Here is a 12,835-nt window from a genome sequence, read left to right as displayed (position 1 = left end):
CTTGGAATTTCTGGTCTAGTCTTTGTCTACATAACTAAAGACATCTTCTTTGAAGTATTGCTGAGATAGCTTAGCAAGCGTGCCATCTTCTTTCAACTCTTTAATTGCTTTTTCGTATTCTTTAGCGAATTTCTCCCCCTTTTCATCACGGTGAATCAAGGGATAAGTTGGAATGCCTTTATATGGGAACCAGCTGAGTTTATCCGCATATTGGTGGTAAGGGCCATCTTCTGCGGTAACTGCTTTTTCAAAGGACAGTTTGATATCAAAGAAGGCATCATAACGTCCTTCCAAGACCCAGGCATAGGCATCTGCTACCTTAAAGGATTCCGCTGCAGTTAGCTCAATTGGTGCATCTTGGTGTTTTTCATTGTAGCTGGTGATAACATTCCATTGTGCATTCTGTGGAGAGATAGGAACCAATTTCCCTTTATTCTTAGCAAAGTCATCAATGGTTTTGTATTTCTGTTCATCTTCTTTTCTGACAGTAAATCCGATGATGCTCGCTCCGACTGGTTCAGATGGAATGACAAACTTTTTAGCTCGTTCATCTGTGTACCAAGCTCCCTTGGTTCCGATGTCATACTTACCTGATTCCAGACCAATCAAGAGGTCATCATCACTGGTACCCGTATATTCAAATTGATAGTTTGCCAACTTCTCATCAACAGCCTTCAAAACAGCTACTTCATAACCATCTGATTCCCCTTTTTCATTGACAAAATCATAAGGTACATAGTTTTGTGTATGGGCAACCTTCAAGGTTATGACTTCAGCAGACGAAGCCGTTTCTCCATCCTTGGTTGGAGCACCAGCTAAACTTCTCCCGATAATCGTTGCCCCAATTACTGCAACCACTGCTACACCACCGATAATCCATGCTTTTTTACTCATCTTTTTCTCCTTTAGTTTTCAAGCGCTTCTCTCACCCACTGGATACGTTCAACTGCGATATCACTTGGAATGGTACAATCCGCCCCAAGTACCAAGCCCTGTTCCCCAGCTTCTGCAACTAGTTTCTTTGCCTCAGCCTGAATGGCATCCTTGCCACCAGTATACAGCAAGCCTGTCTTGCCATTTTCGAATCCTCCAAGAACCGTACGTCCCTTGAAAATCTCACGACCTTCCTTGAGAGTGATTCCCTCTGGTCCTACAGCCCAGTTAAAGACTTGGGCTGGATAGTCTGCAAAAAGGTGAATATCATTTCGCGCTCCCTCGTAGCCACAGATATGAAGAACAGTGACACCACCAACAGCACTAGCTGCTTCCAGAATCGTTATCTCGCTAGGTGCAATGACGGCTTGATAATCTGCTGCTGACACTCGTTGATCTTGGATGCTTTGCACGCTGAGGTAAATTCCATCTGCACCAGCCTCTTCGATGATAGCTCGACTGAGACTAGCAATATCCTCTGCAATCACATCCAACACCTTCTTAAGAGCTTTAGGATCTTCCACCAAAAAATCAGCAATGAGGTCATCCCCACCAGACACTTCCCCCAGTAGCCACTTGAGATAGGTCACAGGAGCAAAAATATTGTAAATCGCAACGATATCTTCTGTAAACTCTTGCTTGATTTTCTGAACCAAGGCCACCTGCTCTTTTATCCAAGCGTGCTCTGGTCCGAGTGGTTGAATGGTCGCCAATTCTTGAAGTGATTTGCCTTTGGCAATCGCTGGATTTGGATAAGCAAAGTAGCCATCACTCATTAACTTGATAAAGTCTGGCTGAATTTCTCGTATAAAGCGCTTATGGCCCTCAATATTCTTCTCGATAATGGCTGGATTTGAGAAACCGTGTAGCCATTCGTCTTCTGATGTGAAATGATGCCAAAAACCAACTGGCACACGATCAACCTTTTCACCTCTAAATGCTTTTAAAACCCATTCTTTTTTTTCTGACATTCTTATTCTCCATTTCTTACTTTTTCAACTAATAAACTGCTTGCGATATCATTCGAGCGTAGAAAGGGAAGACTGGACTTGGAAAAATCCTGAACTCCACTACATCTCTCTCCATTTTTGCAATGCCCATTTTTTACGACGCTTATGGCAACCAAAGCCAGCAAACCGACAACTGCAATGAAGATGCCCCATCTTTTACTTTTCATAGCTCCTCCTTTTAGAGAACAGCTGCCTGCCGAATCCAGTCCAACCTCTCTAAGTCAAAGTCATCTGGAACAGTACAGTCAGCTCCCAGAAGAACGCCTTTACTACCAGCTTCAGCCAGTAACCGCCTTGTTTCATCTTGCAATTCCGCCTTGGAACCTTGATAAAGCAAGCTTTTCTTGCCATTTTCAAATCCACCTAAAACGGCCTTACCCGGGAACAACTCCTGGCCCTGTGTCAAACTAACATCCTCATGGTGGGTCGCCCAGTTGACCACTTGAGCTGGGTAGTCCTTAAATATCGTCACATCATTGCTCGCACCTTCAAAACCACATATATGGAGAATATTGGTCCCACCAACCTGATTGGCTGCCTCCAAGATCGCTATATTGCTCGGTTCGATATAGGTTTGGTAGAGTGCTGGTGTGATGCGCTCATCTTGAATTTCCTGGGTGCTGAGGTAAATTCCGTCAACACCGCCTTGCTGGATGATTTTCTGAGTTAGGATAGCAATATCTCCTGCAATCACATCTAGAATCGCTCTGAATTGCTCAGGATTTTCAAGCAATAGATCAGCCACTTCCCTATCTCCTCGAGAAGTTTCTGTACGGAACCAGCGCTTGAGGTAGGAGATAGGCGAAAAGATATTGTAGAAAGAAGCAATCTCTTCGGTAAAGGTCTCTCGAATCGCTTGTACCACTTCCACCTGTTGCTGAATCCATGGGTGTTCCTCACCAATCGATTCAATAGAAGTCAGCTCCTGAATGCTTGTAATCTTAGGACTATAAACATTACTTGGATAAAGGAAAAAACCGTCGCTCATAATTTTGACAAAATCAGGGCGAATCCTTTCCACATAGCTTCGATGCCCGTCAACACTTTTTTGAAAGATACGTGGATTATTTAATCCCTGCCCCTTTTCTTCGAGTGTTACAAAATGAAACCAAAATCCCACAGGAACTCTTTCCACTTCATCGCCTCGAATCGCTCTAAAGACTAGATCTCTTTTACTTGCCATACCTTTCTCCTTCCATTTGGATTGAAACCATCTTACCACTCCTTTTCCCCTTTTCCCAATATATATTGACTATCAACTCAATTAGAATTTTTTATATCTATAAAGAAAAAAATCCCTGAAAAGCTTGATGTTACTAGCCTTTCAAAGATTCACTTTATTTTCATCTATTTTCCAAAAAGGAGTTGATATAGATTTTCTATCAAGCCGATTGAATTTTTTTATATCCATCTTCATTCCCAAATTAAGTACATAATTTTATCCTAATACCAAATTACTACTGAAAAATTTCTTTTCTCTCGATATTTTCTTGCACAAATCCCATGAAAACGCTACAATATTAATAGACTATTATTAGGAGGATGGGATTATGAAAATATCCAAAGTTACCATTACAATTGCTTCTACACTTGCTTCCGTCATTTTACTGACTGGCTGTGGCACAAATTCGGAAAATTCACAGACAACACAAAGTAGTACATCTGACAATCAGGTTACCATGACCTATGATCAGTTGCGTTCAAGAGAGAACACTATGTCAACTCTTTGGTATCAAAAAGCAGCTGAAACCAAGGCACTTTATCTACAAGGTTACAATGTCGCTACTGATCGTTTGAAAGAACTACTAAAAACACAGACAGATAAACCCTACTCTATCGTTTTGGACTTAGACGAAACAGTATTAGACAATAGCCCTTATCAAGCGCAAAATGTCAAAGATGGAACAGCATTTACCCCAGAAAACTGGGATGTCTGGGTAAAAAAAGCCGCAGCCAAGGCTGTACCAGGTGCTAAAGACTTTCTCCAATTTGCAGACCAAAACGGTGTCCAAATTTACTATGTATCTGACCGCACGATAGATCAGGTAGATGATACGATCAAAAACCTAGAAAATGAAGGAATTCCTGTACAAAGCCGCGATCATCTCATGTTCTTAGAAAAAGGCGTCAAATCTAAAGAAGGTCGTAGACAAGCAGTCCAAGAAAAAACCAACTTAGTCATGCTACTAGGAGACAATCTTGTGGACTTTGCAGAGTTTTCAAAGACCTCTGAAACTGAGCGCGACCAAAAATTAGAGGAATTACAAAAAGAGTTTGGTGAGAAATTCATCATTTTCCCTAACCCAATGTACGGATCATGGGAAAGCACTGTTTACAATGGTAATAAATTGGATGCCAAGGGTCAAACTGAAGAGCGCCAAAAAAACTTACAAGGTTTTGATAAATAAAATAAGAGATCTATCTACCAGTTTACACAAACCACAAGATATCGTATTTGCGAGAATATCAAAAAAGACGACTTCCAAGCGGAAATCGTCTTTTTTGATATTTTATCTTGTACTTGGTATAAACTAGTATATATTCCACTAGATAGTATGCTCTATCGCTTGTACCACTTCCACCTGTTGCTGAATCCATGGGTATTCCTCACCAATCGACTCAACTGATTGAATTTTTTTATAACTCCTCTTTCATAGCAAAGTAAGCACGTATTTTCGGCGCCACTTGTGTGCCGAAGAGTTCAATAGCTCTCAGAACTTGACCATGAGGCATAGAACCAAGCGGTAGATGGAGCATGCAACGGTCCAAGTCTAAATCCTCAATCATGCGAATCAATTTTTCTGCCACCTGGTCTGGATTTCCCACAAACATGGCACCATTTGGACCAACTTGCTCCAAATATTGCTCATAGGTCAACTCCTGCCAGTGTGGACGGTCCTTGGAAATTGCATCCACCACTTGCTTGGTCGGATGGAAATAATCTTTGACAGCCTGCTCGCCATCTTCAGCAATCCAGCCCCAAGAATGAGCACCCACTTTCAGGTCTTTCTCCGCATGACCGGCTTCGCTCCCAATCTTACGATAAGCTTGAATCAACTTTTTAAAATAACGCGGATTGCCACCGATAATAGCATAGACAATCGGCAACCCCGCCTGAGCAATCTTCACTGTTGACTCTACATGACCTCCTGTCGCCACCCACAATGGCAATTTGTCCTGAACAGGACGAGGATAGACTTCTTTGCCAGAAATCGTTTGGGTCAATTGACCTTGCCAGTCTATCTTGGTCTTTTCATTGACTAACTGGAGCAAGTCTAATTTCTCATCAAAGAGAGCTGCGTAGTCTTTCAAGTCATAGCCAAACAGAGGGAAGGATTCGGTGAATGAACCACGCCCAGCCATAATCTCCGCACGGCCATTTGACAAGGCATCGATGGTAGCATATTGTTGGAACAAGCGAACCGGATCCATACTCGAGAGAATGCTGACTGCACTGGTCAAACGAATTTTCTTGGTATTCACTGCCCCAGCTGCAAGAACAATCTCTGGCGCCGATACCGCAAAGTCCTCCCGATGATGCTCCCCAATCCCGTACACATCCAAACCAACCTTATCAGCAAGCTCAATCTCTGCCACCAACTGACGAATACGTTCATCATGACTGTAAATCTGCCCAGTCGCTTCCAAAGCGGTTGTTTCACCAAATGTTGAAATTCCTAATTCTACCATCCTATTTCCTCGCTGTCTCTTTTAGTTTTAGGGTATTTTATCACTAATTAGTTTTATTTTCAACGAATTTGCTCATTAGAAAAAGTCTAGATGAACTAGACTTTCTTAGTTTATTCTACTGTTACTGACTTAGCAAGGTTACGTGGTTTGTCCACATCAAGGCCACGGTGGAGGGTTGCAAAGTAAGCGACCAATTGCGTTGGTACGACCATTGAGATTGGTGAGAGGTAAGGGTGGACGGTCGTAAGGACGATGTCGTCTGTGTCTTTAGCAACATTTTCCTCTGCGATAGTGAGAACCTTGGCACCACGAGCTGCGACCTCTTGGATATTTCCACGAGTGTGGTTGGCAAGAACTGGATCTGACAAGAGGGCCAAGACAGGTGTCCCCTCTTCAATCAAGGCAATGGTTCCGTGCTTGAGCTCTCCTGCCGCAAAGCCTTCACATTGGATGTAAGAAATCTCTTTGAGTTTGAGACTGGCTTCCATGGCTACATAGTAGTCTTGACCACGTCCGATGTAAAAGGCGTTGCGAGTTGTTTCAAGAAGGTCACGAACCTTTGCATCAATGGTTTCTTTTTCAGAAAGAGTTGATTCGATAGACTGAGCTACGATTGACAACTCATGAACCAGGTCAAAGGCTTGCGCTTTGGCATTGCCGTTTGCTTCTCCGACTGCTTTTGCAAGGAAGGCAAGGGCTGCGATTTGTGCTGTGTAGGCCTTGGTTGATGCCACGGCAATTTCAGGGCCCGCGTGAAGCAACATGGTATGGTTGGCTTCACGTGAAAGTGTTGAACCTGGCACGTTTGTCACTGTCAAGCTTGGAATGCCCATTTCATTAGCTTTGACCAAAACCTGACGGCTGTCAGCTGTTTCACCAGACTGGCTGATAAAGATAAAGAGTGGTTTTTTGCTGAGAAGTGGCATACCGTAGCCCCACTCAGAAGAGATTCCAAGTTCAACTGGTGTATCTGTCAATTCTTCCAGCATCTTCTTAGAAGCAAATCCAGCGTGGTAAGAAGTTCCAGCTGCAAGAATGTAGATGCGATCTGCATCTTGAACAGCCTGGATGATAGCTGGGTCTACGACAACTTGACCAACCTCATCTGTGTAGGCTTGGATGAGTTTACGCATAACCGTTGGTTGCTCGTCGATTTCCTTGAGCATGTAGTAAGGATAAGTCCCCTTACCGATATCAGACAAGTCAAGCTCCGCAGTATAGCTAGCACGTTCACGGCGATTGCCATCATAGTCTTGAACTTCGACGCTATCAGCCTTGACGATTACCAACTCTTGATCATGGATTTCCATGTATTGGTTGGTCTCACGAATCATAGCCATAGCATCTGAGCAGACCATGTTATAGCCATCCCCAAGACCAATCAGAAGTGGAGATTTATTTTTCGCTACGTAGATGACATCAGGATCTTGTGAATCAATCAAGGCAAAGGCATAAGAACCACGGATGATATGAAGGGCTTTTTTGAAGGCTTCTAGAACTGACAAACCATCTTCTTCTGCAAATTTTCCAATCAAGTGAACAGCGATTTCCGTATCGGTTTGTCCCTTGAAGTGGTGACCTGCAAGGTATTCTTCCTTGATTTCAAGGTAGTTTTCAATCACTCCATTGTGCACCAAGACAAAACGTCCTGTCTCAGAGCGGTGTGGGTGAGCATTGTCCTCAGTTGGTTTTCCGTGAGTCGCCCAACGCGTATGTCCGATACCAGTTGTCCCCTCAACACCTGCTGTCTTGGCAGACAATTCTGCGATACGACCGACAGCCTTAACCAGGTGATTTTCAGCACCACCTAGGACAAAAATCCCCGCAGAATCATAGCCACGGTATTCGAGCTTTTCAAGCCCTTGAATCAAAATATCAGTTGCATTTGTGTTTCCAACAACACCAACAATTCCACACATAGTATATACGACACAGACCAGCTGTGCTTTCTCCTTAAATTGGTATAGTCTGATTCTCGCTTTACGGAATCAGCAAAAACAGTATATACTTGTTTTTCTCACTTGTCAAGGATAAAAATTGGTATAGTTTTTCTATCTGGTATTTTATCAAGATTTCACTTGATACCTGACAAGTCGGCATCAATTACTTATAATAAGGGGAGGAGGTATTCGCCATGTGGTTTTTCTTCGCACTTTTATCAGCTATCTTTGCAGCCTTAACGTCAATTTTAGCCAAGATTGGGATTGAAGGAGTTCCATCCAATCTAGCAACTGCTATTCGTACAGTCGTCGTCATTCTTATGGCCTGGGCTATGGTTTTCTTGACCAATAGTCAGACCGAAATTGTCAACATCAGTAAAAAAAGTTGGCTCTTTCTCATCTTATCAGGCTTAGCCACTGGCGCCTCCTGGCTCTGCTACTACAAGGCCTTGCAGATGGGCAATGCGACTGAGGTATCTGCTGTCGATAAATTCAGTCTCGTCATTACCCTCATTCTAGCCTTTTTCTTCCTACAGGATGTCCTGACGTTTAAAACAATTATTGGCTGTATCTTGATTACGATTGGGACCTTGGTGATGATATTGTAATAAAAAGTGAGATGAACACCATCTCACTTTTTTATTCTTAAAATCCATTATGGTCGCTGAGTTCCTTGAACCAGTGGCCTGATTTCTTCAGGCGACGTTCCTGTGTTTCCAAGTCAAGCTCAACCAGACCGTAGCGATTTTTATAACTATTGAGCCATGACCAGCAGTCGATAAAGGTCCAGATTAAGTAACCCTTACAATTAGCTCCGTCTTCAATGGCACGGTGAAGTTCACGCAGATGTCCTTTGACAAAGTCGATACGATAGTCGTCCTGAATCATGCCATTCACACGGAATTTATCTTCCCCTTCAACACCCATGCCGTTTTCGGTCAGCATCCACTCAATATTAGCATAATTTTCCTTGATATTTTGAGCAATATCATAAATCCCCTGCTCGTAGATTTCCCAACCGCGGTGAGGATTGATTTTACGGCCCGGCATGATATAAGGCTCATAGAAATGTTCTAGCAAGAGTGGACTATCCGGGTGCTTGGCAAAACGTGGCGCCATAACGCGCAAAGGCTGATAGTAGTTGACTCCAAGGAAATCAACTGTATTCTCGCGAATGAGTTCTAACTCTTCAACAGTGTACTCTGGCAGCAAATCATGCTCAGCTAAAATTTCCACCAATTCCTCTGGATAAGCTCCCAAGACAGATGGGTCTAAGAAAGATTGAGCTTGGAAGAGGTCGGCAATGCGAGCAGCCTTGACATCTGCAGTATGCTGGCTACGTGGATAAGCCGGTGTCAAGTTAAGGACAATCCCAATCTTGGAATCAGGCAAAATCTCATGACAGGCCTTCACCGCAAGACTACTAGCCAGTTGCGTATGATAGGCAACCTTAACTGCTGCTTTGGCATCTACCTTATGAGGATAGTGGGCATCGTAAAAATAGCCAAACTCTACAGGTACGATGGGCTCGTTAAAGGTAATCCATTGGTCCACCAAGTCACCGTAAGTCTCAAAACAAAAACGAGCATAGTCTTCATAGGCTGAGACAGTCTCCTTATTTTCCCAACCATCCCCATCTTCTTGCAAGGCAAATGGCAGGTCGAAGTGATAGAGATTGACTAAGAGACGAATCCCCTTGGCCTTAATAGCTTCAAAGACCTGACGGTAGAAAGCCACCCCTTGCGGATTGACCTCTCCACGACCTTGTGGGAAAATGCGAGACCACTGGATAGAAGTTCGGAAGGCTGTATGGCCTGTTTCTACTAGAAACTCAATATCCTTTTCCCAGTTTTCGTAAAAAGTCGATGTTTTGTCAGGTCCAATTCCATTATAGTAGCGATTTGGTTCTACTTGGTACCAATAATCCCAGAGATTGTCTCCCTTTCCGTCGCCAGGCATTCTTCCTTCTGTCTGCGGTCCAGAAGTAGAGGAACCCCAGACAAAATCCTTTGGAAATTTTAACATACTTATACCTCTTAACTTGATGATGTATTTATTCACTCTCATTATATAGAAAAAACAAGGTAAAAACTAGTTACATTTTTGCCTTGTTTTTCTTCTGATTAAAGTTTTTATTTCTTGCTTAGGATTTCAAGCGTTTCAAGCAAGTTATCTGCGTGAACTTCAATTGTGTCCCCAGTTGCCTTGATCTTAACCTCTACGATGCCATCGGCTGCTTTTTTCCCAACAGTGATACGGATTGGAAGACCAATCAAGTCGCTATCGCTGAATTTAACACCGACACGTTCGTTACGGTCATCTGTCAAGACTTCGTAACCAGCGTCTGTCAAGTTGGCTTCCAATTTTTCTGTCAAGGCTTGCGCTTCTTCATCTTTAACATTGACAGTAATCAAATGCACATCGAATGGCGCCAATTCTTTAGGGAAGTTAACTCCCCAAGCGTAACGGTATTCACCTTTTGGTGTTTTATTGACAAAGAGGCGAGCGTGTTGCTCCATAACTGCTGAGAGGAGACGACTAACACCGATACCGTAACAACCCATGATGATTGGGATTGCACGTCCATTTTCGTCCAAGACATCTGCACCCATGCTTGCTGAGTAGCGAGTTCCGAGTTTAAAGATGTGACCAATCTCGATACCACGCGCAAAGTTTAGAACACCTTGTCCGTCTGGGGAGATTTCGCCCTCACGAACTTCACGGATATCCACATATTCTGCAGTGAAGTCACGACCTGGATTCACACCCGTCAAGTGGTAGCCTTCTTCGTTAGCACCCACAACAGCATTGCGAACATCTTGCACCTTGCGGTCAGCAATGATTTTCACATTTTCTGGCAAAGCAACTGGTCCAAGCGAACCAAATCCTGCTGGGACGACACTTGCGACTTCTTCCTCGCTCGCAACGTCAAAGAAATCTGCACCCAAGTGATTTTTCAACTTGACTTCATTGAGTTGGTCATTTCCAACTAGAAGGGCTGCAACAAGCTCACCATCTGCCATGTAGAAGAGGGTTTTGATGGTTTGTTCTTCTGGAACGTTTAGGAAGGCTGCGACTTCATCGATGGATCTAACATCTGGAGTTTCCACTCGAGTCACTTCTTCTTCCGCAACGACACGGTTGCTTGGTTTGTACTCGTTTGTTGCCATTTCTAAGTTAGCTGCATAGCTAGACTCACTTGAGTAGGCAATGGTGTCTTCACCAGAAACCATCCATTTGAGCAATTCTGCCTTGATTTCTTCTTGTACTTCTGCAGGAATTTCATCAAATGAGGCAACTGACTTGTCCAAGACAACCCAGCGGTCAAGGTCTGTACGAGCAGGAGTGATGGCCATAAATTCTTGGCTATCCTTACCACCCATGGCGCCACCATCACCGATGATGGCCTTGAAATCCAAACCACTACGAGTGAAAATTCGTTCGTAGGCCGCCTTGTACTCGTCATAAGTCACATCCAAACTATCGTAATTAGCATGGAAACTATAGCCGTCTTTCATGATAAATTCACGCGTACGGAGAAGTCCGTTACGTGGACGTTTTTCATCACGGTATTTAGGTTGGATTTGGTAAAGGTTGAGTGGCAATTGCTTGTATGATTTCACAGAGTCACGAACAATAGCTGTAAAAGTTTCTTCGTGTGTCGGACCTAGGATAAAGTCTGACTTTTCACGGTTTTTCAGTTTATAAAGGTCTTCACCATAGGTTTCATAACGACCTGATTCACGCCAAAGATCAGCACTGAGAAGGGCAGGAGCCAACATCTCCACCGCACCAATCTTATCAAATTCTTGACGCATGATGTTCTTAGCCTTTTCAATCACACGGTTAGCAAGTGGTAGGTAAGAATAAACTCCTGCAGAAACTTGGCGAACATAACCAGCACGCAACATAAGAGCGTGGCTGATTACCTGAGCATCGCTTGGCATTTCGCGAAGCGTTGGGATTAGCATTTTACTTTGTTTCATAATATTCCTCGATTATCTAAAAGAAGAGTCGCATAATGTCATTCCAGGTAACAGCTAGCATCAAGACAACCATGATAACTACACCAGCCATGGTGACATAGGTTTCAATTTCTTGTTTAAGGGGTTTCCGGCGGATAGCCTCTAGGATATTGAGCACAATCTTTCCACCATCCAAAGCCGGGATCGGAATCAAATTAAAAATCCCGATATTGATGGAAATCATAGCTAGGAAGTAGAGGACATTCTCAATTCCATTTTTAGCAGCATCGCTACTTGCCTTAAAAATGGCCACGGGACCACCGAGTTTGTTCAAATCTGGATGGAAAATCAAGTTTTTCAGAGCCGAAAGGATACGGAGCCCTGAGTCAGCAGCGGTTGTAAATCCACCAACAAACATGGATAGAAAGTCTGACTTGACTCCCGGTTGAACCCCAAGAATATAGCGTCCTTGATTTTCTTCTGGCGTTACCGTGACTTGTTTTTCGCTACCATTTTCAGAAATAGTCACATCTAAGGTCGGAGCGGTCTTGTCCTTGGTATCTGCTTCCACAGCCTGAATCAAGTCCTGCCAATTCTTAACTTCGTGGGAGCCGACCTTAGTGATTTGAGCTGTCTCAGCTACGCCCACCTTAGCCAAAGCTCCCTCTGGCATGACATGAAAGAGATTGGTCTGAGTGTCTCTAACACCACCCTGCAAAAAGATCAGGATCCAAAAAACAACAACACCTAAGATAAAGTTATTCATAGGACCTGCAAAGTTGGTGATGAGCTTACCCCAGATAGAAGCATTTTGGTACTGTACATCCAGAGGGGCAATGCGTACTTCGGTTCCATCTGCCTCAACAACTGTTGCATCGTGATCCACTGCAAAGGTCTTTTCTTCTTCCAAGACCAAGCCTTTAATGAAGAGCTTGTCTTCAAAGTCAAACTGAGTTACCTGCATAGGAAGAGACGTTTGATCCAACTTCTTCCCTGAGAGGTTGATCCGTTTGACCTTACCATCATCGGCAAGTGTTAAACTGACTGGAGTTCCTGTCTTGATTTCTGTCGCATCATCACCCCAGCCTGCCATACGAACATAGCCTCCTAGAGGAAGGATTCGAATGGTATAAGCAGTGCCATCCTTACCGATATGGGAAAAAATCTTGGGCCCCATACCAATGGCAAATTCACGAACTAGAATGCCCGATTTCTTAGCAAAATAAAAATGTCCAAACTCATGCACCACCACAATAATCCCAAAAACGAGGATAAAGGTTAGCAATCCAATCATTCA

At 43.5% G+C, this 12,835-nt stretch carries 11 protein-coding genes; 2 read left to right on the top strand and 9 right to left on the bottom strand.

What is annotated here, in order from left to right; all coding sequences use genetic code 11:
• Window positions 1-15: 15 nt before the first annotated feature.
• The 4 genes from D8844_RS08035 to D8844_RS08020 are packed head-to-tail and all read right to left on the bottom strand — an operon-like array spanning window position 16 to window position 3,126.
• Complete coding sequence (locus tag D8844_RS08035) at window positions 16-894, bottom strand: transporter substrate-binding domain-containing protein (RefSeq protein ID WP_000037009.1); 879 nt, start codon at window positions 892-894, stop codon at window positions 16-18.
• 11 nt (window positions 895-905) lie between these two features.
• The gene (locus D8844_RS08030) at window positions 906-1,904 is read right to left on the bottom strand and encodes a uroporphyrinogen decarboxylase family protein (protein ID WP_125423249.1); all 999 of its coding nucleotides are present in this window, start codon (window positions 1,902-1,904) and stop codon (window positions 906-908) included.
• Between the two features lie 2 nt (window positions 1,905-1,906).
• A complete protein-coding gene (locus D8844_RS08025) occupies window positions 1,907-2,110 on the bottom strand; it encodes a hypothetical protein (RefSeq protein ID WP_125423246.1) in 204 nt (67 codons plus the stop codon).
• An 11-nt stretch (window positions 2,111-2,121) separates the two neighbouring features.
• Window positions 2,122-3,126 carry a uroporphyrinogen decarboxylase family protein gene (locus D8844_RS08020; protein ID WP_125423242.1) on the bottom strand — a complete coding sequence of 335 codons (1,005 nt, stop codon included), beginning with the start codon at window positions 3,124-3,126 and terminating at the stop codon, window positions 2,122-2,124.
• Window positions 3,127-3,493: 367 nt separating this feature from the next.
• Between D8844_RS08020 and D8844_RS08015 the strand changes: the two genes are divergently transcribed.
• Window positions 3,494-4,351 (top strand): 5'-nucleotidase, lipoprotein e(P4) family, encoded by an 858-nt coding sequence (locus D8844_RS08015; protein ID WP_125423239.1) that lies wholly within the window; start codon window positions 3,494-3,496, stop codon window positions 4,349-4,351.
• 229 nt (window positions 4,352-4,580) lie between these two features.
• On the opposite strand, the gene D8844_RS08010 is transcribed toward D8844_RS08015, so the two are convergent.
• Both D8844_RS08010 and glmS read right to left on the bottom strand, forming a co-directional pair.
• On the bottom strand, window positions 4,581-5,633 hold the full coding sequence (locus D8844_RS08010) for an LLM class flavin-dependent oxidoreductase (protein ID WP_125423236.1): 1,053 nt from the start codon (window positions 5,631-5,633) through the stop codon (window positions 4,581-4,583).
• Between the two features lie 110 nt (window positions 5,634-5,743).
• On the bottom strand, window positions 5,744-7,552 hold the full coding sequence (glmS, locus tag D8844_RS08005; RefSeq protein WP_125423233.1) for a glutamine--fructose-6-phosphate transaminase (isomerizing): 1,809 nt from the start codon (window positions 7,550-7,552) through the stop codon (window positions 5,744-5,746).
• Window positions 7,553-7,767: 215 nt separating this feature from the next.
• Between glmS and D8844_RS08000 the strand changes: the two genes are divergently transcribed.
• Window positions 7,768-8,181: an EamA family transporter gene (locus D8844_RS08000; protein WP_125423230.1), complete on the top strand. Its 414-nt coding sequence runs from the start codon at window positions 7,768-7,770 to the stop codon at window positions 8,179-8,181.
• A 37-nt stretch (window positions 8,182-8,218) separates the two neighbouring features.
• Here D8844_RS08000 and gmuD read toward each other — a convergent pair whose 3' ends face one another.
• The 3 genes from gmuD to rseP all read right to left on the bottom strand — a co-directional run bounded on the left by gmuD (window position 8,219) and on the right by rseP (window position 12,832).
• Window positions 8,219-9,598: a 6-phospho-beta-glucosidase GmuD gene (gene gmuD, locus D8844_RS07995; RefSeq protein ID WP_125423227.1), complete on the bottom strand. Its 1,380-nt coding sequence runs from the start codon at window positions 9,596-9,598 to the stop codon at window positions 8,219-8,221.
• A 107-nt stretch (window positions 9,599-9,705) separates the two neighbouring features.
• Complete coding sequence (locus tag D8844_RS07990) at window positions 9,706-11,559, bottom strand: proline--tRNA ligase (RefSeq protein ID WP_125423224.1); 1,854 nt, start codon at window positions 11,557-11,559, stop codon at window positions 9,706-9,708.
• A gap of 16 nt (window positions 11,560-11,575) precedes the next feature.
• Window positions 11,576-12,832, bottom strand: coding sequence for an RIP metalloprotease RseP (rseP, locus tag D8844_RS07985; RefSeq protein WP_125423221.1), 1,257 nt, complete (start codon window positions 12,830-12,832; stop codon window positions 11,576-11,578).
• Window positions 12,833-12,835: the final 3 nt, after the last annotated feature.

It is taken from the genome of Streptococcus oralis (assembly GCF_003942875.1).
GTDB lineage: Bacteria > Bacillota > Bacilli > Lactobacillales > Streptococcaceae > Streptococcus > Streptococcus oralis_BX.
This window is presented reverse-complemented; position numbering and strand designations above follow the sequence as displayed.